This is a genomic window from Paenibacillus sp. FSL K6-1558, from assembly GCF_038002565.1.
GTDB lineage: Bacteria > Bacillota > Bacilli > Paenibacillales > Paenibacillaceae > Paenibacillus > Paenibacillus polysaccharolyticus.
Window position 1 is genome coordinate 940,644 of record NZ_JBBOCV010000001.1, and the last position, 25,775, is coordinate 966,418.

Consider the following 25,775-nt stretch of genomic DNA (forward strand, 5'->3'; position numbering starts at 1 on the left):
GTTCTTTTTTACTTTCAACTATAAAATCTACAGCGGCCCATGATCATGCTTCCTGTTTTTCACCGGATAATTGACCCGTGACCACATCTTTTAAAATAATACGTGCCTTCACCGTGCTTCCATCCTTGCGCTTGAACGAGAGAACTTGCGTACTGCCCTTCTCTACCAATGACTTCAGCATTGTGCTTGTTATTTTTTTGCCAGCGTATTCTTTCCAGACGACAAATGTACATCCTTCTTTGAAACGGGAACAGCCATACCCCTTCTTGCCCTCAATAATATGCCCGGAACAACCAGGTGAAGGACATGAAGCAAGCACTTCACGTACACCAGAACTTGCGGTACCCGATTTCACAGTTGTGCCTGTACTTGAAGCTGCGTTTGCCGTTGAAGTCCTGGTCGCTTTGCTACTACTCGTTACCTTGTTACCTGCTTTGTTGCCAGATCCTCTCGCTTTCCCCTTACCTTTGCCTCTCGCATCTTCACCAAAGGCATCAGCAGCAGCGGGAGCCTGTACACGCACTTTTTCAATGATTGATAATGTGAATTTCTTGACGTTTTCCATGAACTTGTCCTGTCCAGCTTCACCTTTAGAGATCTGATGTAACCGACGCTCCCATTGCCCCGTCATCTCAGGCGAAGTCAGCAAATCTACACCGGCACGACGAATTAATTCAATCGCTGTTCGTCCCTTCAGCGTCAATTGCATCTTTTTCCCTTGCATCGTAATGTAACCTACGTTTTTGAGACGCTCGATCGTAGCCGCCCGTGTAGCCGGGGTTCCCAGACCGCTATCCTTCATCGCATCACGAAGTTCTTCGTTCTCGATCTGTTTACCTGCACTCTCCATTGCTTTGAGCAGTGTGCCCTCAGTATAACTTTTGGGCGGTTGAGTAGCTTTCTCCTTGAACTCGCTCTTCGTACATTGAATAGGCAAGTCAGGCTGTACAGCGAAAGCTTTGTCCGTCCATTCCTCTGCTTCCTCTTCTTCATTGCTATTTTTCTTCGCTTTTTTCTTACCAGAAGCACCTTGTTCCTGATCGCCAGAACCAAGCACTACTTTCCAACCGATGGATAATAGTTCTTTCACAGACGTTTTGAACTGATGTTTCTCAACCTCCGTAAGTACCGTATGCTGTTTATACTCGGCGGGGGGATAGAAATGAGACAGGAAACGTCTCACAATTAAGTCATATATATTTTGTTCTTCCTTGGATAGTGTCCCTGGTCGTTTCAGTGTTGGCAAAATCGCATGGTGGTCTTCCACCCGGCTCGGATTGCAAACCCCTTTATTATTTTTATGCATCAATTCCGGCTTTGCGCCCAAAGCGAGCTCACTGTACGTTCCGTTTTTGAGCAAATTCAATGTTTTGTGCATGCCTTCAATGTTCTGCTCCGTAACATAGTTGGAATTGGTACGCGGGTACGAGATCACTTTATGTTTTTCGTACAGGGCCTGTGCAATATCCAGTGTTTTTTTCGCGCCGTAGCCAAATTTCGCATTCGCTTCACGCTGTAAAAGAGTCAAGTCATACAACCGGTATGGATACTCCTTGGTTTGTTTGGCTTCATATTTAATAATCTGACCTGTCTTGCCCTTTACACTGTTTGCAATAGCCTCCGCTGTTGCTGCATCCGTAAGTTTATCTCCTTGACGTACACCCCGGTATTCAACACCTTCCTGCCGAAACCAGGCCGCCACTTCATAGAACGTCTGTGACTGAAACGCTTCAATCTCCATCTCACGATCATAGATGAGAGCCAACACAGGTGTTTGCACTCGTCCAACAGACAGTAGTGCATTATGCCTTGTTGTAAACGCCCGTGAGGCATTCATGCCAATCAGCCAGTCCGCTTCACTGCGTGCACGGGCAGCATAAGTCAGATTTTCGAATTCTGCGGCATCTTTCAATCCATCAAATCCACGCCGAATACTTTCAGCTGTCAAATCCGATATCCACAGACGTTTTACAGGCTGGCGCAACTTTAATTGCTGCTGAATCAGCGCAAAAATATATTGTCCTTCCCGCCCTGCATCACAAGCGTTAACAATCGCTGAAGCACGCTTTGCGAGTTCTCCGATGATTTTGAGCTGATCCTTTGTCCGTGGATTCGGTACAATTTTGAATTGATCCGGAATGATCGGCAAGTCCGCAATATTCCAGCGTTTGTATTTCGAATCATAGGCATCCGGTTCAGCCAGTCCAAGCAAATGCCCAATCGCCCAGGTGATAATGTACTGTTCACCTTCCAGATACGTGCGATTATTTTTGGCTTTTGGTTCTATGACGGCGGCAATGGTTCTCCCCATATCGGGTTTCTCCGCAATAACCAGTGTCTTCATCCGTCCATCTCTCCTCCTAAACCGTCACTATGACGGCAAAAAGGGGCCTTCCGCCGACGGAAGCCCCTGCTTCTGAAACTTATTATATCAGATTTTGGATTCAAGAGCACCTATTCGGGATGAATTAACCGGCTGCTGGCTCATCTAGCTCATGTTTTTGTCTGCATTCTTTACACACACCTTGAAAATCAAGTCGATGATCGGTCACAGCAAAACCATACTGACGCAAAACCTGTTGCTCCAATCGAAGCAATCCATCTTCCATAATTTCTTCCACACTGCCACATTCCGTACAAATCAAGTGATGATGATGGTGAGAGCCGTCTGTGCTACGCAAATCAAAACGTGCAGCTCCATCGCCGAAGTTAATTTTCTCTACAACCTGCAAGTCACTGAGTAGCTCTAGCGTACGATAAACGGTTGCGAGTCCAATCTCCGGAAACTTTTCTTTTACCAGGAGAAATACTTCTTCTGCGCTAAAATGATCTTTCTCATGTTCCAACAACACACGTACCGTCACTTCACGTTGCTGAGTTAACTTATATCCTTTATCAACCAATTGGCTTTTGATTTGATCAATTTGCTCTGAAATGGACTTGTCCCGATTACTTGCCATACGGGTGCACCTCCGTTATATGTTATGTTACCTATCTTTACTTAAACGTATCTACAGTCATGTACTCAATTCAATGTCATGTTTAGACAGCATCGTCAAAGTTAAAATTCTATTTCCCATTATGAATGAATTCGACTTCAATCTTATTTATAATAATTATAATCTAATAATAAGTCTTTATCTTAGAAAATGCAATGCTCTTATTCACATTGTCATCAGAAATGGAAAAATTTAAAGAAAGTTTATTGATCAAAATATATAGCAAATACCCCTCGTATATACGAGGGGTATTCATCGCTTTGTTGATAATGTAAATACTTTATGATGTAAATTAAGAAGACAGAAAGATCGAACAATGGTGCTGGTTTATACCAGTACTGTTGCGCCCATCAAATATTTATCCACTTCACGAGCGGCTTCACGGCCTTCATTGATAGCCCATACTACTAAACTTTGACCACGGCGCATGTCACCTGCTGCAAATACTTTATCTACGTTCGTGTTGTATTTGCCATAACGCGCCTTCACGTTCGTGCGGCGATCCGTTTCAAGTCCCAACTGCTCAACCAGTGTTTGCTCCGGTCCGTCAAAACCGATCGCAATCATTGCCATCTGCGCAGGGAATACACGCTCTGTACCTGGAACTGGCTGATAAATCTTGCGGCCTGTCTCATCGACAATACGTTCGATTTGAATCGTGTGCAGTTCTTTGAGATTGCCCTCTTCATCACCCACAAATTTGGTAGTCATGATGGAGAATTCACGTGGATCTTGACCAAACAACGCTTTGGCTTCTTCTTGTGCATAATCCAGTGTGTATACGTTCGGAAATTGTGGCCAAGGATTGTTAATTGGATCACGCTCCATCGGCGCCTGAGTATGCGTACCGAATTGTGTGATCGTGCGACATCCGTGACGCAGCGATGTAGCCACACAGTCAGAACCTGTGTCCCCGCCACCAATTACAATGACATCTTTATCCTTTGCAGAAATGTAGTTGCCATCCTCCAGGTTAGAGTCCAGGAAGCTTTTGATGCTTCCATTCAGGAAGTCCATCGCATAGTGCACACCTTTCAGGTCAGCACCTTCAATGTTAAATTCACGTGGCTTGGTTGCACCGCCACACAGAACAACAGCATCATAATCATTAACAAGTTGCTCAGCCGGAATATCTTTTCCGATCTCTGTATTCGTAATAAACTGAATTCCTTCAGCTGCCAGCAGGTCTACACGGCGTTGCACCACTTTTTTATCCAGCTTCATCGTCGGAATTCCATACATTAATAATCCACCGACACGGTCTGAACGTTCATATACCGTTACCGTATGTCCAGCCTTGTTTAATTGAGCCGCTGTTGCAAGTCCCGCCGGACCTGAACCGACTACAGCTACACGCTTACCTGTGCGTTTCTCCGGTGGCTGTGGTACAACCCAACCTTCTTCGAAGCCTTTTTCAATAATGGCTTCTTCAATCGTTTTGATCGTTACAGGCTGACCAATCAGGCCCACTGTACATGATCCTTCACAAGGGGCTGGGCAGATACGGCCTGTAAACTCCGGAAAATTGTTCGTTTTGTGAAGACGCTCCAGCGCTTCCTTCCACAAACCGCGATAAACGAGATTATTCCATTCTGGAATCAGGTTATGAACCGGGCAGCCTGACGTACCGCCAGTCATATCTATACCTGTATGACAATAAGGGGTACCACAATCCATGCACCTTGCACCTTGTGTTCTGAGCTCTTCTTCAGCCATATGTTTATGAAACTCTTCCCAATCCTTGATGCGCTCCGCTGGCTCTCGATCGGCAGGGAGCTGCCGTTTGTATTCCATAAATCCAGTAGGTGTAGACATCTTACGTTTCCCCCATCCGTTCTTGTCTTAATCCCTTCATGCGTATGGCTCTATATGAAATGGATTACTCTTTTACTTGAGTTTTTGTCTATTGTATCACAAAATCTACTCAAAGATATTTCAATTATAGTAGCACTTACGACATTGAATATTAAATGGATTATCCGCATAATTATTTGTATTTTATACATCATAGCGTTCAACTGAACGTATGGTCAATAGCTTAAATTTGGTCTTAAACCAGAGTATAATGTTTTTTTACAAGCGAAAGTTGAGAATAAAAAAAGCGATAACGTCATATAAATGTAAGATAAATTGTCATTAAAATCAAGCTTTTTAGTGAAGTTTATACTCATTTACGAAAATAAAGCTCAATTTAAAGCTTTACAACGTTGAATTCCTACAGTTTTTAGACTATTCGACCATAAACGAATGTTGATCCAATGTATATTATGCAAAATTCACCAGTCAATGTGTTATATTGATGTAATGGAATACGATTTGAAATGATTGTTCACAATCAATACAAAACATTATATTAAAAAAGACACTGTTCACGGAAAATTCCTGTGTTCAGTGTCTTTACATGTTTTTCTAACGTTTACGCTCGTAAAACTCGAATGTAAAAGGATATACGTTTTTCTCATCCTGCTCGCCTTCGATCTGCTTCTTTAACTCCCACTCGCTCCAGTCCACTTCCGGGAAAAACGTATCTCCCTCAAATTGCTCATGAATCTTGGTGACGACAAGCCGATCCGCAAACGGTAGAAACTCCCGATATACCTGAGAACCTCCAATTACACAAAGTTCTTCACCTTGAGCAGCCTTCAGACCTTCTTCAATCGTATGTACGATCTCTGCTTGATCCGCTCTATAATTCAAGTCTCGAGTCACAACAATATTACGACGGTGAGGGAGTGGCTTGCCGCCGAATGATTCCCACGTATTACGTCCCATAATTATCGTCTTGTTTATCGTTTGTTGCTTGAAAAAAGCCATATCTTTTGGCAATCGCCAAGGAAGAGAATTATGATGTCCAATCACACCATTCTCCCCCATTGCCCATACCAATTCAATACTCAAAGGCCGCACATCCCTTTCATCGAATACGTTATTGTGTTTATACTGCAATCGGTGCTTTGATACCTGGATGATGTTCATAATTTTCAAATTCAAAATCTTCAAATTTGTAATCAAAAATCGAATCAGGCTTACGTTTGATCACCAGCTTAGGCAAAGCAAAAGGCTCGCGCTCTAGTTGCGTTTTCACCTGCTCCACATGATTGGAATAGATGTGCACATCACCACCAGACCAGATGAAGTCGCCCACTTCCAGATCACATTGCTGTGCAATCATATGTGTCAGAAGTGCATAACTGGCTATATTAAACGGTAAACCAAGGAAGGTATCCACGGAGCGCATCGTCAGCATACAAGATAGTTTACCCTCCGCCACATAAAACTGAAACGCAAAATGACAAGGCGGTAATTTCATGTTGTTAATTTCGGCTACATTCCACGCACTCACCAGATGACGGCGGGAATCGGGATTATTTTTGATTGAATCCACTACAGCAGCGATCTGATCTATTTTCTCCCCGTTCGGCGCTTCCCATGTCCGCCATTGTGAGCCGTAAACCGGTCCAAGATCGCCATTTTCGTCTGCCCAGTCATCCCAGATCTTCACACCATTTTCTTTCAGATAAGAAATATTCGTATCCCCACTCAAAAACCATAGCAACTCATGAATAACGGATTTGAGGTGAATTCGTTTGGTTGTTACAAGCGGAAAACCTTTCGATAAATCATAACGAAGCTGTCGGCCAAACACGGATTGTGTGCCCGTTCCGGTACGATCTCCTTTGTGGACCCCATTATCCAATATATCTTGTAATAAATCGAGATAGTTTTTCATGTTGGTATCTCCTCGCATCTCTATATATGTTTCGCACTCATACCCATCTGGGCCACAGACTTCGAGAGGTCTGTTCATTACTAAAGTGTACCACAATTGAGTACTAGGAAGAAATGAATTCGCTAAACAAGTTGAGGCGTGTATGCTTCTATCATTCTATGGACACCGATATCTTGATCTTCTCAATTACAACTCAAAAAAAAAGAGACAAGCAACGCAATTAGCGCCACTCGTCTCTTTCGAATCTACATATAATGCCGGACGAATCCGATACTTCGATGATCTTAGCGGGAGATGATGTGGATCGGGTGACCCATTACCAATTCCGCTGCTTCCATCACGATTTCGCCCAAAGTTGGGTGAGCGTGAATAGTAAGCGCCAGATCTTCCAACGTTGCGCCCATCTCGATTGCAAGACCAAGCTCAGCAATCAAGTTGGAAGCTTCCAGACCAACGATTTGGCAACCCAATACAAGGCCACTTTCTTCGTCAGCAACGATTTTCACGAAGCCTTCAGCATGGTTCAAAGATACTGCACGGCCATTACCCGCGTAAGGGAATTTACCTGCTTTTACTTTGTAACCTTTTTCTTTTGCTTCTTTCTCCGTGTAACCTACGCTGGAGCACTCAGGATCTGTGAATACAACAGCTGGCATACATTTGTAGTCAACTACAGATGGTTGTCCAGCGATTGCTTCTGCAGCCACTTTACCTTCATAAGAAGCTTTGTGTGCCAAAGCAAGACCAGATACGATATCACCAATTGCGAAGATGTGCGGGATGCTAGTGCGACCTTGGTGGTCAACTTTAACGAATCCGCGCTCATCAACGTCAACACCGATCATATCAAGACCGAGTTCTCCGTCTGTATTAGGACGACGTCCTACAGTAACGAGCAGGTAATCTGCAGTTACTTCTTTGGATTCACCATTTACAGAATATTTAACAGTTACATCTTTATCCGTTTGCTCAGCGCTTTCCGCTTTTGCACCCGTTACGATTTCGATGCCTGTTTTCTTCATGTTTTTAGCTACAAGGCTAGTCATGTCTTTATCGAAACCTGGCAGTACCGTATCCAAACCTTCGATGATTGTTACTTTAGCACCGAATTTGGAGTACATTTGACCAAGCTCAGCGCCGATATAACCGCCACCGATTACGATCATGCTTTTTGGTACTTCAGGCAAGTTCAATGCTTCTGTCGAAGACAAGATGCGTCCGCCAAACGGGAAAGGTTTAAGTTCGATTGGACGGGAACCTGTTGCAATGATTGCATTTTTGAATTTGTAACGTGGTGACTCGTGATCGTTGAATACACGAGCTTCGTTTTCGTTGATGAACATGCACTCACCGTTGAAAACTTCAACTTTGTTGCCTTTGAGCAAACCAGCTACGCCGCCAGTCATTTTCTTAACAACGCCGTTTTTGAATTCTTGAGTTTTAGCAAAATCTACTTTTACGTTCTCGGCGGAGATACCGAAAGCTTCGCCGTGAAGAGCAGACTCATATTGATGTGCAGCAGAGATCAGAGCTTTGGATGGGATACATCCACGGTTCAAACATACGCCGCCCAGCTCGGATTTGTCTACGATCAATACGCTTTGGCCCAGTTGTGCAGCGCGGATGGCAGCTACATAGCCGCCAGGTCCTGCACCAATTACTAATGTGTCGATATTGAGAGAAGCGTCGCCTACTACCATATCTTACACCTCCATAACAAGCAACTCAGGGTTAGCGAGCAGCTGTTTAATGTAATTCATAAAGTTTTGTGCTGTTGCGCCATCGATGATACGGTGGTCGAAACTCAAGGACAATGCCATTACAGGTGCTGCAACAACTTCGCCGTTTTTGATAACAGCTTTTTCGCTGATGCGTCCTGTACCCAAGATAGCAACTTCTGGGAAGTTGATGATTGGAGTGAAGAACATACCGCCAGCAGAACCGATGTTACTGATGGAGATTGTGCTTCCTCTCATTTCATTCGCGCTCAGTTTGCCATCGCGTCCGCGAGCTGCCAGATCACGAATGGAATCAGCGATCATCCAGATGGATTTACGATCAGCATCTTTGATTACAGGAACGATCAGGCCGTTGTCTGTATCTGTAGCGATACCGATATTGTAATATTTTTTGTACACAATTTCATTTGCTTCTTCATCAATCATTGCGTTCAACGCTGGGAATTGACGGGAAGCTGCAACCAATGCTTTAACGATGAATGGCAAGTAAGTCACTTTAGTGCCTTTTTTCTCTGCGATTGGTTTCATGCGAGTACGGAATGCAACCAGTTCAGTTACGTCCACTTCGTCCATGATTGTAACGTGAGGTGCAGTGTAAGCCGATTTAACCATTGCATTGGAGATCGCTTTACGGATACCTTTGAAAGGTACGCGCTCTTCTTCAAGGCGTTGATCAGCCGCTGCAGCTGCAGGTGCTGCAGATTTTTTCTCTTCTTGAGCTGGAGCTTCGGAAGAAGTTGCCGCTGCGGAAGATCCGCCACCGTTTTTGAAGGATTCCACATCTTCTTTGGTTACTTTACCGTTGTTGCCAGTGCCGTTAACCTGAGCGATGTCTACACCTTGCTCACGAGCAAATTTGCGAACGCTTGGCGTAGCCAAAACGTCTTTTGCAGGAACTGCAGGAACGCTGTTGTTGCCGCCTTCTTGAGCTGCATTGGAGCTTGAAGCTGCCGCAGAAGAACCGCTAGTATCAGCTCCACCTTGTGCTGCGTCTTTCTCTTGTGCACCTTGGTCTTCAGCAGGAGCGTCGTCTTGTTCAGGCAGTTCGCCTTCTGCATCGATAACCGCTACAACTTCACCAACGTGGCAGACTTGACCGTCTTTAGCGAAAACTTCAGTTACTATTCCGTTAACCGGACAAGGAACTTCAACAACCGCTTTGTCGTTCTGTACTTCCATGATGATATCGTCGTCAGTTACTTTGTCCCCGACTTTGATGTGCATCTTGATGATTTCGCCTTCGTGAAGGCCTTCGCCCAGTTCAGGGAATTTATATTCAAATTTAGCCAACTGAAAAACCTCCTTGATTATTTGCTCCATCCTGAAAACAACCCTTAGCTCCAAAAACCAACTGTTACTGCGAGCGCAAATAACTGTCAATCAAGGGACTAATGGCTGTTTACAGTGCAGCTTGCGCTACGATGTGAATCACCATACTGCGCCTTGCGGCATGTCAGATGATTGAATTAGAAGTTCATGACTTTATTAACCGCAGCAACGATACGCGCCGGGTTAGGCAACCATGTATCTTCAATTTGTGCAAAAGGATATACCGTATCCGGGCCAGCTACACGCAGAACCGGTGCTTCCAAGTGCAGGATTGCTTTTTCATTGATTTGTGCAATGACTTCAGCTGCAACACCTGCGCTCTTTTGAGCTTCTTGTACAACGATTGCACGGTTTGTTTTCTTAACGGAAGCAACAACGGTATCGATATCGATCGGGCTGATCGTACGAAGGTCGATCACTTCAACTTTGATCCCTTGTTTTTCAAGCTCTTCTGCAGCTTTTACAGAAGTATGAACCATCATACCGTAAGTAACGATAGTAACATCGGAACCTTCACGAACAACGTTCGCTTTACCCAGTTCAACAACATAGTCTTCTTCAGGAACTTCTGCACGGAAAGCATGGTACAGGTTCAAGTGCTCCATGAAGAATACTGGATCGTTGTCACGGATGGAAGCGATCATCAGACCTTTTGCATCGTAAGGGTTAGAAGGAACTACCACTTTAATACCCGGAGTTTGCGTGAGCAAACCTTCCAGAGAGTCTGTGTGCAATTCTGCCGCTTTTACGCCGCCACCGAATGGTGTACGGAATACGATCGGAGAATTGTATTTGCCGCCAGAGCGGAAACGCATACGAGCAGCTTGAACTACCATTTGGTCAAGGGCTTCGAAGATAAAACCTACGAATTGAATCTCAGCTACCGGACGGAAGCCTTGAATACCCAAACCTACAGCCAGACCGCCGATTGCGGATTCAGCCAGTGGTGTATCAAATACACGCTCTTCGCCAAACTCTTTTTGCAAGCCTTCCGTTACACGGAAAACGCCGCCTACATTACCTACGTCTTCACCGAAAAGCAGAACGTTAGGATCACGTTTCAACTCTACGCGAAGCGCATCACGAATTGCTTCTTTCATGTTCAATTGTGCCATTTGCTTCATTTCCTCCTTAAACATTGACAGTTCACATTTGAATTCATACATGTATACCGAGACACCAGTACCGGCGCCGGATGTTTATGCTTTATCGGAAAAAACTTATTGGAAATCAGCTTTTTGCTCTTCCAAGTGCTTAGGCGTTTGTTCGAACATGCTGTCGATCAAGCCTGAAATCGTCATTTTCTCGGTTTTTTCCGCTTTTTTGATCTCTTCGTTCACTTTTGCTTTTGCTTCTTCTTTCACACGTGCTGTATCTTCTTCAGTCCACAGACCTTTTTTCTCCAGATATTTAGCGAAACGTGCGATTGGATCTTTTTCGCTCCACTCAGCCTCTTCTTCTTTCGTACGATACTTGGAAGCATCATCAGAAAGGGAGTGTGGACGGAAACGATAAGTTACCGCTTCGATCAAAGTAGCGCCTTCTCCGTTACGTCCGCGTTCAGCAGCTTCCTGAACCGCTTTGATAACAGCGAAGATGTCCATACCGTCAACTTTAACACCTTTGATCCCTGCTGCTACCGCTTTATGAGCGATGGACAGAGCTGCTGTTTGTTTAGCAAAAGGAGTTGTGATGGCATAACCATTGTTTTGTACAAAGAAGATAACTGGCAGTTTGTAAACACCAGCGTAGTTCAGACCTTCATAGAAGTCACCTTCGGAAGATCCGCCATCACCTGTGTAAGTGATAACCACTTGTTTTTGTTTCTTCAATTTGTAACCCATAGCAATACCCATTGCGTGCAGAATTTGAGCTCCAATGATGATTTGCGGCATCAAAACGTTAACGCCGTCCGGAATTTGTCCACCATGTTGGTGTCCACGGGAGTACAAGAATGCTTGATAAAGAGGAAGTCCATGCCATACGAGTTGCGGAATGTCACGATAGCCAGGACATACAAAGTCTTCTTTTTCAATTGCAAATTCACTACCAACCATTGTAGCTTCTTGACCAGATACTGGAGCATAGAAACCAAGACGACCTTGACGGCCAAGGTTTACTGCACGGTCATCCCAAGTACGGGTAAATACCATGCGATACATAATTTCTTTTAATTGATCGTCGGAAAGCTTAGGCATCATGTCTTTGTTAACAATTTCGCCGTCAGGAGACAGCACGGACAGAGCTTCTACATCCTCCGTGTATACTTCATAAGGAACCTTGCTCATTTTTTTCTTCACCTCAACAAAAAATTTGAATATCAAGTTCCGCTGTTATATTATTATTATACACCTGTTTCACTGCATACGTCAAAGAAATCCGTAATATTTTTATGTTTCCTTTTGGATTGTATGTATAACAGGGGTTTAATATTGGTATAACAGCATAATACATGATTGCGTGTTTGACCCATCCCCGCACCAGGTTAATCTTACCGTATTGCGCGGGTGAATGCAAAAATAACCCGGAAAGGTGACGTTTTATGACGGATTCCCGCTATTTGAAACGTACAATTGTTAAGGAAGAGATTGAAAGCCGTTATCTCGGCGAGAAACGAACCTTACGTATTTATCTCCCCCCAGGCTATAACGAACTGCTTAGCTACCCTGTCGTTTACTGTCAGGATGGCGAAGAGTTTTTCAACTTTGGCCGAATCGCTACCACAGCTAACCGCATCATTTTGGATGAAGGCGCCGAACCTTTCATTATTGTAGGGGTTCAAGTGGACGTCTCTGTAAGGACGCAGGAGTACGCTCCCTTTGGCAGTCGGTTTGAAGCTTATACGAAGTGCTTTGCAGAAGAGATTATTCCCTATGTCGAAGAGAAATATCCTGTAAGGCGCTCTCCGCAGGAACGTGTTCTTGCTGGTGATTCATTGGGAGGCAGTGTTTCATTGCATCTTGCACTGAAATATCCTGAGTTGTTCACCCGCGTTATCAGCATGTCTGGTGCCTTCTACTCCGCATCTCAGGAAATCTATGCTGCAGCCGAAGACTTGTCCTGGTTGTCGATCTGGATGATTGTTGGCTTGCAGGAGACGGCCTTTGAAGCCGATACCGGAACGTATGATTTTGTACAGCTGAGCCGGGATACTCGTGATCTGCTGGAGAAACGTGGTGCTCTCATCTCCTATCAGGAAAAAGACGGGAATCACCAATGGGGCTTCTGGCAAAAGGAACTGCCTGATGCCTTGCTTTACTTTTTACAAGAAAGTTAATAGAAGATTGTCTCAAAAAGTTAATGCAGGAATGGCTAAAAGGTTCTAGCTACAATTAAATATTTCGTTGAACAGGCGGCTGCATAGCCGCTTTTCTTTTTACGATTTTTTGGACAATACGTTGTTACCGCTTACATTCATGCCCTGAAAAAGAAGCAGGAGTTCTAATTCGTTCCGTTCCTGCTTCTTTGCCATTTCACCAATAATAATGAGCTACTCAAGCTTGGCTTGTATTTTATCTAATTAAAATTAGGTTAAAGGATGCTCTTCTTGAATTCTGTTCAGCAAGACATCGCAACCTGCGTTCACAAGCTCGTACACTTCTTCAAAGTTCCCTGTGTAATACGGATCAGGCACTTCTCTCAGCTTTTCGTTCGGTAGCAAATCCATGAACTTGATAATCTCTGCCTCTTCTCCACCTGGCAGGCTACGTACATTCTCTGCATTAGAATTATCCATACATATAATGTAATCAAATTCAGTGAAGTCTGCACTCACAAATTGTCTTGCTGTCATGTTGGCATAAGAGATTTGATAACCATCAAGCAACTTACGTGTACCCTCATGCGGAGGTTTGCCCACATGCCAGTTGCCTGTACCAGCCGAATCAATCCGAATCTGTTCGCCAAGCCCCTTCTTCATCACTTTATGACGCATTACTGCTTCCGCCATAGGGGATCTGCAAATGTTACCGAGACATACAAATACAATGTTAATCATGATAAGTTACTCCCCCTTGCTCAAAGTACCTTGAATTACGGACGGTGCATGTTGCGGAATAAGTTTCTCCGGCTTCAAAACGACGGTTTCATTAGGCGTCAACGAGCGGCGCGGCAGCTTCCATTTGTAGTGCACGGAACACATTCGGAAAAAGACAACTGTTGCAAAACAGATCAGCAAACCAATGTTCGTTGTAAACCAGCCCATTCCGATGGCAAACCCCGCTGCCATTGCCCATACCGCATAGATCTCATCACGAAGAACAAGCGGTTTACGTCCGGCAAGAAGATCCCGAATGATTCCTCCGCCAATTCCCGTCAGTACAGCTGCAACGATTACAGCACTGATGGGATGACCCATATTAGCCGCATACAATCCGCCCTGAATTGCAAAGGCAGCCAGTCCAATTGCATCAAACAAAGCTTCAGTCCGTTTCCAGTGACTGATCCACTTCAAGGGCAATACAAAAGCAACAGCTACAGAAACCAGCGCAAGCATGATTAACGAGCCCTGACTCCATAATGTTGTTACAGGCACGCCAATAAGCACATTCCGGATCACTCCGCCTCCGAATGCTGTCACAAGCCCAAGTACCAATACACCCAAAATATCGTATTCCTCTTCCATAGCTACAAATGCACCGGACATTGCAAATGCGATCGTACCGATAATGCTGAATACTTCAAAAATGTGTAAGTCCAACCTGTTCAAACCTCACTTTTCAAGTCATCTCCATGTCGCTCTCCCCATTGTATCCGCGAGTACGGAAATTGTGCAACCACATTTTGTCGATTATACTGGTTTGGTGTATAGTTTTATAGCTTAGCGCAGGATTTAGCTTCAATTAGAAAATCAAATGGTGTCCCTCTATAAATAAGGAAGGATGAAATAGAATGGATTATAAACGTATTGTCATCTTCACAGGTGGTCAACTCACGCAGGAATTCCTTCAGGAGATTCAGCCCGATGACGTTATTATAGCGGCAGACCGCGGAGCCTTGTATTTAATCGAACATGGTATCCAACCGCACATCGCAGTGGGCGACTTCGATTCTATAACGGAAGAAGAACGAGAGATCGTAAACAGTAACAGTGTAGAATTCATTGCTTGTGATCCGATCCATAAAGATTTGACAGATACCGAAATGGCATTTGAAACAGCTCTGGATCATGAACCTACTCATATTCTCATCTTTGGCGCAACGGGCACACGAATGGATCACACCCTCGCCAATGTTCATATCATGGTTCGTGCTATGCAACATCATATCTCTTGTGCGCTTCAGGATGAGCATAATTATATGACGTTAACCACTTCAAGTGCTGTTGTCGAACAACGCGGTTTTACCTATGTCTCTTTGCTTCCATTAACACATGAGGTCACAGGGATATGCCTGGAAGGATTCATGTACCCTTTGGATCACGCTACTATACGTATGGGACAATCCTTAGGGATCAGTAACAAGCTATTGGACAAGTCAGGCACAGTTACGATTGATAGCGGCCTGTTACTTATTATTCAAAGCAAAGACTGAACACTAAATACTATATTAGTAAGGCATTTTTTAAGTTAATACGAGTCAAAACCTACAGCTCAACGCTTAATTATTACGTTTTTGTAACCTGTTATTTTGTTTCCTAAATCAAATTAAATGAAGAAATCCCCTTGATTATCAAGGGGATTTTTGTTTTATAGTTATTTCTGGATTCGTCAATGATTAATTTTTTGACATTTTTAATCGTATTTTAATAATTACATCTAAAGTACTGTCCTATCAGCCTTTTTGCTTATGTATCCAATTTCTAGGGTGTTACAAACCTGTTATACTCGCTCTAGCAACTTAACGAAAACGAATTTTGGAGGTACTAACTACATGAAAACAAACTTCTTCATCCAAAAGGCCGTAACCGTCGGGTTGTGCGCTACACTAGGTTTTGGAGCTGTATTAATGACAAATGCACCTGTTGCACAAGCCGCAACGGCATCCGTATCAACAGGACAGCAAATTGTAAACTATGGTAAAAAATTCACTGGAACTCCATATAAATTTGGTGCTTCAACAACGACAACCAGATACTTTGACTGTTCTTCTTTTATGAAGTACATTTTCAAAAAATATGGTGTAGATCTTCCGCGCACTTCCGTACAACAATCCAAAGAAGGTAAATTCGTCTCTAAAGCCAACCTTCGTGTTGGTGACATGGTGTTCTTCTCGAGCGGCAGCCGCTCTACGGGTTCTAACATTACTCACGTTGGTGTGTATGCTGGAAACGGTAAAATTCTTCACACGTACGGCTCTCCAGGTGTAACCCTGTCTGATCTGAACTCCGGTACGTGGAAAAGAACTTACATTACAGCTCGCCGCGTCCTTTAGTCCATCTGCCTTTATAATTTAAACTGACGACCGGATCAATTGATCCGGTTTTTTCATATCATCATATCCTTTAAATACCCGGATTTATCCTTGTTTTAAACTGGAAATTAGTGGAATATTTAAAAATCAGCTATCCACCAACATATAACCTATCCCTCGAACCGTCTGGATTAACTTCACCTCTCTGCCTTTATCCACTTTCACCCGTAGGTGTTTAATGTAAACATCAACAACGTTCGTATCCATGGCAAACTCATATCCCCACACATCGCGCAAAATATCTCCCCGTGTGCAGGCTTCATTCAAATGCAAGGCTAAAAACTCCAATAATTCATATTCTTTCGGGGTCAGGTTCAAATATTGCCCTCCACGACTCACTCTACGCGAACGCAGATTAATTCTGAGGTCTTGAACTATAATCATTTCCTCACCTTCATGGGAAGCACTGGCAAACAACCGGAGCAGGCTACGAATTCTCGCAAGCATAACCTTCCAATGAAGAGGCTCCTCCATTACATCATTCGCTCCAAAATCAAGCCAATCAATGACCCGTTGCGGCGAAACTTCAGGAATAATTACGATTAGAGGCGTGGATATACTCGGATTCATCCACCGCTTCAATGCAATTTTATCCTGTTCACTCTGATGCAGCATATCCTCAGACTCTCGATCCACCAAAATAATCAAATGCGGACGAACAGACCTAAAGTCCTCTATGTCGTTTAATTCATACCATTCTACATGCTTCACCTCATAACCCTCGTCTTGCATGATACGCTCTATACGGCCCACTAAATCCCCAGTACCCACTAATATGATAGCTGTTTTCATCATTTCTCACCCGGCCCGTCTGGTTTCCGTTGCTACTTGGCATGGATTGTACCGTTAGGATGCCATAAAAAGAAAAAGTCCATCCCCGCGGGGAACAGACTTTGTCAATGCATGAGTTTTGATATTACAAGTAATTGATGTGGTTTAGCCAAAATATCGATGAACCAGCGTACGCGCTTCAGACGTATCTTTTGTGCCATGAACAAGGACACGACCATCCTGAAAAATGACCAACCGATGTTGACCTGTTGTGAATGACACCAGAAAAGGATTCATTTCCACTTTTCCTTCACCAAGCCGTTCCAATCGATCTGCTGTCTGCGGAAGGTCCAGTTGTATGCGGCGCGCTGGACGAATCTGAACAGTATCCCTACCACATAACACATCGGTTTTCTCCAGATTGGATGCAGAAAGAAACGGGTACGTAGCTGCTGGGCTACATGATGCACATTCTTGCTTTTTTGCCCCATCTACATTAATGGATATGTACTCGTTCCTCCACACATCAAATGACAACAATTTACGCCGAAGAGCAGCTGTGTTACCACTTAGCAACTTCATCGCTTCTGCTGTCTGATTGGCTGTCACCATTTGCACCGCTTGAGGAATGATGCCCGACGTATCACAAGTATCCCCACCAAGTGGTACTTCTCCTAAGAGGCAGTTTAAACAAGGTGTTTCGCCAGGCAAAAACGTATACGTAATGCCATAGCTACCCACACATCCTCCGTATATCCAAGGTATATTGTGTTTCTGTGCCATATCATTAATCAGTAATCTTGTATCAAAATTATCCGTTGCATCCATGATTAAATCGGTATGCTCCACTAGCTCTTCAAGTTCATCCACGCGCACATCCATCACTTTGGCTTCGATGCGAACGCTTGAATTGATTTCTGTTAAACGTTTGACAGCCGCCATCGCTTTGGGCATACGCTCAATCGCATCCTGTTCAACATAAAGTTGTTGCCGCTGGAGGTTACTCCACTCCACATAGTCCCGATCTACAATGGTAATTTGTCCGACACCGGAACGCACTAGCGTTTCTGCAATACCTGTTCCAAGTGCGCCGGCTCCGATAATTAAAACTTTGCTGTCTTTTAACCTCGCTTGACCTTCTTTACCGAGCGGAGCATATCGTTCCTGTCTGGAATAACGATCGCTCTGCTCCGTATGATGTAACTGATCTGTCATGTATGAACCATTCCTTCCACCGGACTGCTTGCTGTTGCATAACGTTTCACCGGAATCATGCCTGCCGTATACGCCAGTCTGCCCGCTTCGACCCCGAGCCGCATCGCTTTTGCCATGGCAACCGGATCATCTGATCCAGATACGGCTGTGTTAAGCAATACACCATCCGCCCCAAGTTCCATGGCATAAGCGGCATCTTTGGGAGAGCGTAACCCTGCATCTACAATAACAGGCACTGCCGCTTGCTCTATGATGATTTCGAGATTATAAGGGTTAATGAGCCCTCTACCTGCTCCAATTGGCGAAGCTCCAGGCATGACTGCATGTACACCAAGCAATTGAAGCCGTTTAGCTAAAATAACGTCGTCCGAAATATAGGGCAACACGGTGAATCCCTTTTCGAGTAAAATGCTACAAGCCTTGTACGTTTCAAGCGGATCAGGGAGTAACGTTACTCCGTCTCCGATAACTTCGACTTTTATCATATCACAAAGCCCCGAAGCTCGCGCAAGCTCAGCGATCCTTACGGCTTCTTCCGCAGTCGAAGCACCCGCCGTATTGGGTAGCAATGTGTATTTGCTCAGATCCAGCGTATCCAGAAAGTGTTGCTTGCCCGTCTCCTCCAGATTCAGACGACGTACAGCAAAGGTCAGCACCTGGGTACCTGAAGCTTCCACAGCCTGACTCTGTACTTCCATATCGCTGAACTTGCCTGTTCCAAGCAACAACCTTGACTCAAACGAGTATTTACCAATCGTTAACATCTTTCAACCTCCTAGGTTTTAGCAAGTATCAACTACCAACTACTCAATCAACAAGATTCAACGACGCCTGTGAATCACTTTGCTTAGCCGCCTCCGACAAAATGAACAATCTCAATCCGATCTCCTTCTCTTAGCGTTGTTGTTCCATGGTGATCTTTGGTCAAAATATTGCGATTCAACTCAACCACCACGGTTTTCACTTGTAAGTTAAATGATTGCAGTAATTTGTCCACACGATTTAACCCGTCTTCAACCTCCATCTTTTGGCCGTTCACGATAATGTTCACGACATAACCCCCTTTCTGTTCAATCGTTCAGGCGAAAATGCTTCGATCCCGATCTCTTCGGCACTCTTGCCCTCTACCATGTCTGCGATCCAGCGACCTGTTATTGCACTAAGCAATATCCCATTACGAAAATGTCCATACGCTGCATACAAGCCTGAAATCCCTACACATTTGCCTATATACGGCAGCCCATCAGGGGTGGAAGGCCTTATACCTGCCCATGCCCGCACAAAGTCCGCCTCCTTGATTCCCGGAACCCAATAACTTGCCGCTCCAAGCAATCGTTGCATACTATTTGCCGATACGCTGTGATCTTTTCTTCCTGGCAAACTGGTTGCGCCGATCCATACCTCTCCGTTTGCTTTCGGAACGATATAGACATCTTCTGCATATACCGTGCGATCGGGTCTGCCTCCAGCCTGATCTGTAGTAAACCGAACGGCCAACATTTCACCTTTCACCGGACTTGAAGGCAAAACGATCCCCACTTGATGCATGAGTTGCTCCCCGTGTAAACCAGCAGCTATGATGATATGTTTGCAACACATCTCTCCCTTAGCCGTTTTAATCCCTTGAACACCATGCTTATCTACGATCAGCCGAACATCTTGAACTCCTTCCAAAATGCGGGCACCCATCATTTCAGCTGAGATCGCATAAGCTCTTGTCAATGACACGGGCAACACTTCGCTCTCCAATGATCGGTAATAAGCACCGTACGTATCCCGATTCAACCATAACGCTTCTCGTTGCACTGTGCTTCGATCCCACCAAAGTTGTTGCACCCCCGAAGTGGTATTTCGTTTATCCTTGTATTTACTTAGATCACCGTATGAACGAAACGGTGTGATAAATCCGTTGCGCCTTAAGCCAAGATCCATACCTGTTAAAGCGGATATTTGCTCTTTGTGCTTATGAAGTAATTCCCTACTGTCATATGCGGCTTGTGCCATGAGTGGATGAGCAAAATCCTCACTATCTGCTGCCAGCATGCCGGCAGCTGCACATGAAGCTCCGCTAGCAATCTCCGACTGCTCAACAAGCAGTACTTCCTGACCTCGGGATGCCAGTTCAAAAGCAATCGCACAGCCTATGACTCCACCGCCCACAATGATTGTTTCTGCATGAAAGGTTTCTGGTTTCTTAGTTAAAGTTTCGGATAGCGGTAGCCGCTTAAACTTATCTTGTTCACACGATGAGTCGATCACTTCCTCGGGTTGACTCGGTCCTCTCTGTACCATTTTGTCATCTCCTTGTTTGAACAACATTCCGATCTTATTAGGTTGGCGTCATTTCCAACTTTTTGAGCGAGAAACATTCACTTCACCGCTTCCACAGCCTGTTTAAGAAGCGCAACAGCATGAGCAGGGTTTGCATGTTTTAACACACTTGAGATCACAGCAGCACCCCTGGCTCCCGCAGACCTGACGGCCCGAATGTTATCCGGCTGAATCCCCCCAATTGCAATAACAGGCACCTTGACACTGGAGCACACTTCCGATAACGCATCTAATCCCCTCGCTACAGAATCCGGTTTGCTTGCACTTGCGTACACATGCCCGAAAAAAAGGTAATCCGCGCCATACTCTTCGGCAATTCTCGCTTCATGCAACGAATGCACCGATATCCCCAACCGGAGCCTCAAATCATGCTTGTTCTCCGGCTTTACCATTACTTTTGCCCTTTCCAGCATATCTTGGCTCCAATGTACCCCTTGATAAAAATAGCCTGACGAATATAGGTTCGCACCGTTGATTACAATGCGGGAAGCTGGAACACCCGCTTCTACCATCAATTTGGCCCAGTTAAAACATTCCTGTTGCGAGAGTTGCCTTTCCCGGATATGAATGTAATGCACATAAGGCCAAATATCTTTGGCTGCCTTCAACATGACTGACTGTTCCGCTTTATTCGTAGATATCACATGTAACTCAAAAAAGTCTTTCTCTAGTCCACAGGTTGGTACAGATTTATCTGTCCGCTTGTACCACTGGTCTGTTGAAGTTTTACCTGATTCATGAGCATCATAATCAAACATCAAGGTATGCAGTCTCGTTCTCGCTCCTTTCAGCTACAGGCTTGGAGAAGTAGTAATGACAAATATAAAACCAAAAAAGCCACTCCCGTAGGGGAGTGGCTGCGTATAAACAAAGGTTCAGTTCAATCACAAGCGTCTGACAAATACCTGTTAAACAGTTTGATAGTCAAATCTATAACTGTTTATTTTGATATTGAACCGCTTGGCATCACGATGTAATAAGATCCTGTTCTTACGTTAGAATCATTTACTATCGCTTTCGCTGAAACGCGCCACTTCCCTACGCTGGTATGATCCAGATCAGGTGCAAAGGGTCCGGAATCGCATTCTTCCATCTCAGCCGCATCGTGCGGCCCCCCTAGTGTTCATATGAAGTTGTAGCCTATATTACCACAACCGGTTTTTTTTGTCATCGTGCTTTTTCGGACCACTCTTCTACATCCCACGTTTTGGTGACCCAGCCTTCATAAAAATCCGGTTCGTGCGATACAAGCAAAACGGTTCCTTTATATTCCTTCAGTGCCCGCTGTAGCTCAGCCTTCGCCGTTACATCCAGATGGTTCGTCGGCTCATCAAACAAGACCCAGTTGCTCTCCCGCATCAACAGTTTGCACAAACGGACTTTGGCTTGCTCTCCCCCGCTCAGCATGTTAAGCGGACGCGTAATATGCTCATTTTTGAGCCCGCAACGTGCAAGATGTCCTCGCACCTCGTTCTGCGTTAGATGTGAAAACTCGTTCCATACATCATCGATCGGTGTAATATTCCCGGCTCGTACTTCCTGTTCAAAGTATGCCGTCTCCAAATAATCTCCAAGAAACGTTTTTCCGCTAATTGGCGCTATTTTACCCAAGATCGTTTTAAGCAGTGTTGATTTACCTACCCCGTTGCACCCCACAATCGCGATCTTTTCACCACGTTCAATCGTCATGGTCATCTTAGGTAGTAATGGATACGTATAACCGATCTCAAAATCAATACCTTCAAAAACGGTTTTGCTGCTTGCGCGGGCATCCTTGAACTTAAATGCTGGTTTTGCTGCTTCGTCTGGTCGATCAATTCGCTCGACCTTTCCAAGTTGTTTTTCCCGGCTTTTCGCTCGACCAGAGGTCGAAGCTCGAGCTTTGTTGCGTTGAATGAAATCTTCCTGCTTTTTGATGTATTCCTGTTGCTTCTCATAGGCATCAATATGCTGTGCTTTCTGCATATCTGCCATTTCAAGAAATTTCTCATAGTTGGCCGCATAACGCGTCAATTTAGCAAATTCCAGATGATAAATGACATTAACCACTTCATTCATGAACTCTGTATCATGGGAAATCAATAGAAAAGCATATGGGTAGTCTTTCAAATATCTAGTTAGCCACTCAATATGCTCTACATCCAGATAATTTGTCGGCTCATCCAACAAAAGGGCAGTGGGTTTCTCCAACAACAATTTTGCAAGCAGGACTTTCGTACGTTGTCCACCACTGAGAGCCGCAACATCCCGATCAAGGCCAATTGCATTTAATCCCAAACCGTTTGCCATTTCTTCCACTTTCACATCAATCAGATAAAAATCGCCCTGTTCAAGCTGTTCCTGAATATCTCCCATTTCTTCAAGCAACTGCTCAAGTTTGTCTGAATCGGCATCAGCCATCTGATCCGTAATGGCCATCATTTGCTTCTCCAGTTCCAGTAGCGGCAAAAAAGCATCTTTAAGCACATCACGAATGGTCTTGCCCGGTGTTAACTTCGTATGTTGATCCAAATAGCCATATCGAACTTTTGGCGTCCATTCCACTTTACCGCTATCCTTAAGCAATTTTCCGGTGAGAATATTCATTAGGGTTGATTTTCCGGCACCATTAGCCCCAACCAGACCCACTCGTTCTCCAGCAAGCAGACGAAACGAAACATTTTTAAATAACGTACGGTCTCCAAAATTGTGACTGACGTTCTCTACTGACAATAAACTCATAAGATGAGACTGCTCCTATCTATATACATTACTTTTAGTTCACGTTCCAAAACCCTATTCTAGCACAGGTTCAGTCTTTTCTGAAAGTAATGACACTTGCGCGAAGCAATCATATTCGAAATAACCTCTGGCCGCTGCCTGTCTTGCAGTTGTAAACACCTCTTCAGCACGAAAACCGGGGTTACAGGTGGCAGGATAATGATATTTTATGCCTGTTTCGGGATCAATCCCGCCAATGATCGCTGTTTTTTTGACTAGCCGGCCTCCACCAATGGCATAATTGTTAATCTTCTGACCCCCTACAGCGATCCCCTGTATAAAAGCCATAATACCCGTATCATTGATCGAATTGTACCAATCTTCCTGCGAGACTAAAGGCATCGTGAATAGATAAGCGACACCATTTCTCCTGGCAAATTCATTATGTCGATTGATTACGTCTGCAAGCTCTTCCTGTATTCGGGTCACGATCCGGCTACGCCGTACCTGTTCAAAAGTTGTAGAGTCCTGAAGCAATGGAATCGTGGAATTCGACGCTAGCTCCTGCTGAAATCCTTCGATCCATTTTTCTGCACCAGCATCATAAGCATACACATAACCTTCAAGTGTGAAATTAATGCTATTTCCGTCTGAATCTGAATATGTATAAGGTTTTTTTGGACTCCACACATGTCTATAAGAATTTTCCAGCTCCCCAGTCATCTCGGTTTCCTTGGCAAAAATGTAATAACCATCGTAATCCAGAACCACAATCGCTGGAATATAATTAAACATATGTTGAATAGCTTCCTTGTCATCCTGTATGCCCATGTTTAATGCCATCGTCTGGGTAAAAGTAGTCAACGCCAGTTCCTTATCCGCTTTAACAAACTTGGCAGAATCATAACCTGCTTCAGCATGTTGTTTTTCATTCTGGTGCATGACCGCGCCAGCATCCATCACTGCGGTTTGTAACGCTGTTTTGTAGCGATAAGCCAGTTCATTGGCCTCTTGCGCATCTTGCGTATGAAACGAGAGGATATAAAATAACGGAAAGAAAATGAGAATAAACACGATAGAAAGCTCAGTAATCTTCATTCAGTACCATACCTCCATAAGAAGCAAAAACCGCAGAAGCCTGAACTGTACCTTGTAACCATTCTCGTATCATCATGGAAGGTGTGCGGTTGGTACTTTTAAGACTCACGGTGAAGAAGTCACCCATATTGAGCGTATATCTGCGCCCGGGATCATTGACGGACAATGTGCTAGACAACGGATATAACCGCTCCTGAATCTGTGACAAGTAGTATGCATCATGAACAACCTCGTATGTACCCGTGAAGCTACTCTGAATCATCGGATCTGAATACTGGGGGACATATTTTTTGTGTAAATGTTCCATGGATATGTCATAGTTGTTGCCCGTTTGGGCTAACTGTTCTTGAAACTCCGCGAGCATTCGAGGTGAGATATATCCCTTGGTGCGGACAGCATCCACAAATCGTATGACACTCTGAGTCGCTGTCAAGCGTGCAATATCATCCTGACGTTCAGCAGTCTCGGCTGCAGGATACACATAGAGCAGTAAAACGGCAAGCAATACCGCAAACAATTTGGATACTGCATTGATCACGGTCTCTGTACCTCCTTCCAAAAAGAAAGCTTTAACAATTCACCCGATGCACTTCGGTTATATTCAACTCGATAATTCCCATCCAGCTCAACCGGAATCATAGCTGATCGATGTTCAAGTGGATCAACCACATACTCATGACCGTCTAACTCAACATGAACCCCTGTACCTGTCATTTGCCGCACCGTATGCAGAACCTCAGCTCCGGTGTATCCGACAAAACCACCTGTAAGAAGTGTCGTATGAACTCTTCCTTCCATAGCCGCATTTGTTTTCACCCTGTCATTCAAGGCTTCGTTTAAAATACGGATATTCCACTGCCCGTACAGGCAGGCTGTCACAAAAAGGACAACCGCCGTACAGAACAGCATCATATGCTGTGTGTTCCGGGTCATATTCAACCAGCTCCAGTCAGGATTGCTGGAAAATCAGACCTCTAACCACATTGGATCGGTCTTTAACGATAATGGCCTTAAATTTACCGCTTGGATTAACGTATTGATTGTCCTTTTCACTCATCGTCTGATTAATGCTGCCTACCTTGTCATCAGGTGCAATGACAGAACCATAGTCCGCATTATTAACGTCCTGAGAGATGTTGAGCTGATTACCGTACCACTGTCCGCCTTTGTTTTTACCTGTAATAACCTGAATACCAAACTGGTCCTTGTCCGCGTATTTCCGTAAAGCATTGGTCACTTGTGATCCACTGATGGTTGTTCCGTCATACACCGTAAATGCTGCCTGAGAAAGCTCGGTTTGAATATCTGCAAAGTTATTCTGGGCTGTTTTCGTTGCCTCCTGAGCCGAAATAAATAACAACACTACAATCGTAATCAAAGCAATCGTCAAAAATATCCCCGCTGCCACCTTTAAAGCACTTGAAGCATTATTCATACTAAATACCTCCTAAA

General features: G+C 44.4%; 25 protein-coding genes and 1 riboswitch. Of the genes, 3 read left to right on the forward strand and 22 right to left on the reverse strand.

All coding sequences use genetic code 11. The annotated features are described in order from the left end of the window. Window positions 1-43: 43 nt before the first annotated feature. The 9 genes from MHI38_RS03895 to pdhA form a co-directional block, all read right to left on the reverse strand. Window positions 44-2,344 (reverse strand): DNA topoisomerase 3, encoded by a 2,301-nt coding sequence (locus MHI38_RS03895; protein ID WP_154890437.1) that lies wholly within the window; start codon window positions 2,342-2,344, stop codon window positions 44-46. Window positions 2,345-2,468: 124 nt separating this feature from the next. After that, entirely contained in the window at window positions 2,469-2,960 is a 492-nt protein-coding gene (fur, locus tag MHI38_RS03900) for a ferric iron uptake transcriptional regulator (protein WP_090916681.1), read from the reverse strand. 366 nt (window positions 2,961-3,326) lie between these two features. Further along, window positions 3,327-4,814: a glutamate synthase small subunit gene (locus MHI38_RS03905; RefSeq protein WP_154890438.1), complete on the reverse strand. Its 1,488-nt coding sequence runs from the start codon at window positions 4,812-4,814 to the stop codon at window positions 3,327-3,329. A gap of 594 nt (window positions 4,815-5,408) precedes the next feature. Beyond that, complete coding sequence (locus MHI38_RS03910; RefSeq protein ID WP_090917302.1) at window positions 5,409-5,897, reverse strand: dihydrofolate reductase; 489 nt, start codon at window positions 5,895-5,897, stop codon at window positions 5,409-5,411. Window positions 5,898-5,934: 37 nt separating this feature from the next. Beyond that, entirely contained in the window at window positions 5,935-6,729 is a 795-nt protein-coding gene (gene thyA / locus MHI38_RS03915; protein WP_090916685.1) for a thymidylate synthase, read from the reverse strand. 284 nt (window positions 6,730-7,013) lie between these two features. Continuing rightward, window positions 7,014-8,429, reverse strand: coding sequence for a dihydrolipoyl dehydrogenase (gene lpdA, locus MHI38_RS03920; RefSeq protein WP_123065714.1), 1,416 nt, complete (start codon window positions 8,427-8,429; stop codon window positions 7,014-7,016). Between the two features lie 3 nt (window positions 8,430-8,432). Further along, the gene (locus tag MHI38_RS03925; protein WP_154890439.1) at window positions 8,433-9,758 is read right to left on the reverse strand and encodes a 2-oxo acid dehydrogenase subunit E2; all 1,326 of its coding nucleotides are present in this window, start codon (window positions 9,756-9,758) and stop codon (window positions 8,433-8,435) included. Window positions 9,759-9,934: 176 nt separating this feature from the next. Beyond that, the gene (locus tag MHI38_RS03930; protein ID WP_090916689.1) at window positions 9,935-10,912 is read right to left on the reverse strand and encodes an alpha-ketoacid dehydrogenase subunit beta; all 978 of its coding nucleotides are present in this window, start codon (window positions 10,910-10,912) and stop codon (window positions 9,935-9,937) included. Between the two features lie 105 nt (window positions 10,913-11,017). Beyond that, the gene (gene pdhA, locus MHI38_RS03935) at window positions 11,018-12,085 is read right to left on the reverse strand and encodes a pyruvate dehydrogenase (acetyl-transferring) E1 component subunit alpha (RefSeq protein ID WP_090916691.1); all 1,068 of its coding nucleotides are present in this window, start codon (window positions 12,083-12,085) and stop codon (window positions 11,018-11,020) included. A 254-nt stretch (window positions 12,086-12,339) separates the two neighbouring features. Between pdhA and MHI38_RS03940 the strand changes: the two genes are divergently transcribed. Then, window positions 12,340-13,074, forward strand: coding sequence for an alpha/beta hydrolase (locus tag MHI38_RS03940; RefSeq protein ID WP_341180987.1), 735 nt, complete (start codon window positions 12,340-12,342; stop codon window positions 13,072-13,074). A 249-nt stretch (window positions 13,075-13,323) separates the two neighbouring features. Here MHI38_RS03940 and MHI38_RS03945 read toward each other — a convergent pair whose 3' ends face one another. Both MHI38_RS03945 and MHI38_RS03950 read right to left on the reverse strand, forming a co-directional pair. Next, complete coding sequence (locus MHI38_RS03945; protein ID WP_339830834.1) at window positions 13,324-13,794, reverse strand: low molecular weight protein-tyrosine-phosphatase; 471 nt, start codon at window positions 13,792-13,794, stop codon at window positions 13,324-13,326. Between the two features lie 6 nt (window positions 13,795-13,800). Beyond that, window positions 13,801-14,496 carry a trimeric intracellular cation channel family protein gene (locus MHI38_RS03950; RefSeq protein ID WP_090916699.1) on the reverse strand — a complete coding sequence of 232 codons (696 nt, stop codon included), beginning with the start codon at window positions 14,494-14,496 and terminating at the stop codon, window positions 13,801-13,803. Between the two features lie 191 nt (window positions 14,497-14,687). On the opposite strand from MHI38_RS03950, the gene MHI38_RS03955 reads away from it, so the two are divergent. Together MHI38_RS03955 and MHI38_RS03960 are read left to right on the forward strand one after the other, a co-directional pair. After that, on the forward strand, window positions 14,688-15,329 hold the full coding sequence (locus tag MHI38_RS03955) for a thiamine diphosphokinase (protein WP_090916701.1): 642 nt from the start codon (window positions 14,688-14,690) through the stop codon (window positions 15,327-15,329). Between the two features lie 339 nt (window positions 15,330-15,668). After that, window positions 15,669-16,169 (forward strand): C40 family peptidase, encoded by a 501-nt coding sequence (locus tag MHI38_RS03960; protein WP_090916703.1) that lies wholly within the window; start codon window positions 15,669-15,671, stop codon window positions 16,167-16,169. Window positions 16,170-16,295: 126 nt separating this feature from the next. Here the strand turns inward: MHI38_RS03960 and MHI38_RS03965 are convergent, their stop codons facing one another. The 11 genes from MHI38_RS03965 to MHI38_RS04015 all read right to left on the reverse strand — a co-directional run bounded on the left by MHI38_RS03965 (window position 16,296) and on the right by MHI38_RS04015 (window position 25,758). Beyond that, window positions 16,296-17,000 (reverse strand): winged helix-turn-helix domain-containing protein, encoded by a 705-nt coding sequence (locus MHI38_RS03965; protein WP_186809714.1) that lies wholly within the window; start codon window positions 16,998-17,000, stop codon window positions 16,296-16,298. A gap of 144 nt (window positions 17,001-17,144) precedes the next feature. Then, entirely contained in the window at window positions 17,145-18,194 is a 1,050-nt protein-coding gene (locus MHI38_RS03970; RefSeq protein ID WP_090916708.1) for a ThiF family adenylyltransferase, read from the reverse strand. Further along, window positions 18,191-18,958, reverse strand: coding sequence for a thiazole synthase (locus MHI38_RS03975; RefSeq protein WP_154890445.1), 768 nt, complete (start codon window positions 18,956-18,958; stop codon window positions 18,191-18,193). The genes MHI38_RS03970 and MHI38_RS03975 overlap by 4 nt, the downstream gene beginning before the upstream one ends. An 83-nt stretch (window positions 18,959-19,041) precedes the next feature. After that, entirely contained in the window at window positions 19,042-19,245 is a 204-nt protein-coding gene (thiS, locus tag MHI38_RS03980; protein WP_154890446.1) for a sulfur carrier protein ThiS, read from the reverse strand. After that, window positions 19,242-20,486, reverse strand: coding sequence for a glycine oxidase ThiO (thiO, locus tag MHI38_RS03985; RefSeq protein ID WP_308721669.1), 1,245 nt, complete (start codon window positions 20,484-20,486; stop codon window positions 19,242-19,244). The genes thiS and thiO overlap by 4 nt, the downstream gene beginning before the upstream one ends. 77 nt (window positions 20,487-20,563) lie before the next feature. After that, window positions 20,564-21,283 (reverse strand): thiamine phosphate synthase, encoded by a 720-nt coding sequence (locus tag MHI38_RS03990; RefSeq protein WP_308722002.1) that lies wholly within the window; start codon window positions 21,281-21,283, stop codon window positions 20,564-20,566. A 260-nt stretch (window positions 21,284-21,543) separates the two neighbouring features. Further along, window positions 21,544-21,653, reverse strand: a riboswitch (TPP riboswitch). Window positions 21,654-21,692: 39 nt separating this feature from the next. Beyond that, window positions 21,693-23,246 carry an ABC-F family ATP-binding cassette domain-containing protein gene (locus MHI38_RS03995; RefSeq protein WP_341180988.1) on the reverse strand — a complete coding sequence of 518 codons (1,554 nt, stop codon included), beginning with the start codon at window positions 23,244-23,246 and terminating at the stop codon, window positions 21,693-21,695. Window positions 23,247-23,300: 54 nt separating this feature from the next. Then, a complete protein-coding gene (locus MHI38_RS04000) occupies window positions 23,301-24,323 on the reverse strand; it encodes a hypothetical protein (RefSeq protein WP_341180989.1) in 1,023 nt (340 codons plus the stop codon). Next, window positions 24,310-24,861: a hypothetical protein gene (locus MHI38_RS04005; protein WP_341180990.1), complete on the reverse strand. Its 552-nt coding sequence runs from the start codon at window positions 24,859-24,861 to the stop codon at window positions 24,310-24,312. The genes MHI38_RS04000 and MHI38_RS04005 overlap by 14 nt, the downstream gene beginning before the upstream one ends. Next, on the reverse strand, window positions 24,858-25,256 hold the full coding sequence (locus MHI38_RS04010; RefSeq protein WP_221789404.1) for a hypothetical protein: 399 nt from the start codon (window positions 25,254-25,256) through the stop codon (window positions 24,858-24,860). Before MHI38_RS04010 ends, MHI38_RS04005 begins: the two co-directional genes overlap by 4 nt. A gap of 16 nt (window positions 25,257-25,272) precedes the next feature. Continuing rightward, on the reverse strand, window positions 25,273-25,758 hold the full coding sequence (locus MHI38_RS04015) for an ABC transporter permease (protein ID WP_090916729.1): 486 nt from the start codon (window positions 25,756-25,758) through the stop codon (window positions 25,273-25,275). Window positions 25,759-25,775 lie beyond the last annotated feature (17 nt).

Bases quoted from the DNA above. Each gene is read 5' to 3' on its own strand.
- MHI38_RS04010 (WP_221789404.1), bottom strand. From the start codon at position 25,256: ATGACCCGGAACACACAGCATATGATGCTGTTCTGTACGGCGGTTGTC.
- MHI38_RS03965 (WP_186809714.1), bottom strand. From the start codon at position 17,000: ATGAAAACAGCTATCATATTAGTGGGTACTGGGGATTTAGTGGGCCGT.
- MHI38_RS03970 (WP_090916708.1), bottom strand. From the start codon at position 18,194: ATGACAGATCAGTTACATCATACGGAGCAGAGCGATCGTTATTCCAGA.
- MHI38_RS03930 (WP_090916689.1), bottom strand. From the start codon at position 10,912: ATGGCACAATTGAACATGAAAGAAGCAATTCGTGATGCGCTTCGCGTA.
- MHI38_RS03955 (WP_090916701.1), top strand. From the start codon at position 14,688: ATGGATTATAAACGTATTGTCATCTTCACAGGTGGTCAACTCACGCAG.
- lpdA (WP_123065714.1), bottom strand. From the start codon at position 8,429: ATGGTAGTAGGCGACGCTTCTCTCAATATCGACACATTAGTAATTGGT.
- MHI38_RS03990 (WP_308722002.1), bottom strand. From the start codon at position 21,283: ATGTTTGATTATGATGCTCATGAATCAGGTAAAACTTCAACAGACCAG.
- MHI38_RS03895 (WP_154890437.1), bottom strand. From the start codon at position 2,344: ATGAAGACACTGGTTATTGCGGAGAAACCCGATATGGGGAGAACCATT.
- MHI38_RS03995 (WP_341180988.1), bottom strand. From the start codon at position 23,246: ATGAGTTTATTGTCAGTAGAGAACGTCAGTCACAATTTTGGAGACCGT.
- fur (WP_090916681.1), bottom strand. From the start codon at position 2,960: ATGGCAAGTAATCGGGACAAGTCCATTTCAGAGCAAATTGATCAAATC.
- MHI38_RS04015 (WP_090916729.1), bottom strand. From the start codon at position 25,758: ATGAATAATGCTTCAAGTGCTTTAAAGGTGGCAGCGGGGATATTTTTG.
- MHI38_RS03945 (WP_339830834.1), bottom strand. From the start codon at position 13,794: ATGATTAACATTGTATTTGTATGTCTCGGTAACATTTGCAGATCCCCT.
- MHI38_RS03960 (WP_090916703.1), top strand. From the start codon at position 15,669: ATGAAAACAAACTTCTTCATCCAAAAGGCCGTAACCGTCGGGTTGTGC.
- MHI38_RS03905 (WP_154890438.1), bottom strand. From the start codon at position 4,814: ATGTCTACACCTACTGGATTTATGGAATACAAACGGCAGCTCCCTGCC.
- thiO (WP_308721669.1), bottom strand. From the start codon at position 20,486: ATGGTACAGAGAGGACCGAGTCAACCCGAGGAAGTGATCGACTCATCG.
- thyA (WP_090916685.1), bottom strand. From the start codon at position 6,729: ATGAAAAACTATCTCGATTTATTACAAGATATATTGGATAATGGGGTC.
- MHI38_RS04000 (WP_341180989.1), bottom strand. From the start codon at position 24,323: ATGAAGATTACTGAGCTTTCTATCGTGTTTATTCTCATTTTCTTTCCG.
- MHI38_RS03940 (WP_341180987.1), top strand. From the start codon at position 12,340: ATGACGGATTCCCGCTATTTGAAACGTACAATTGTTAAGGAAGAGATT.
- pdhA (WP_090916691.1), bottom strand. From the start codon at position 12,085: ATGAGCAAGGTTCCTTATGAAGTATACACGGAGGATGTAGAAGCTCTG.
- MHI38_RS03975 (WP_154890445.1), bottom strand. From the start codon at position 18,958: ATGTTAACGATTGGTAAATACTCGTTTGAGTCAAGGTTGTTGCTTGGA.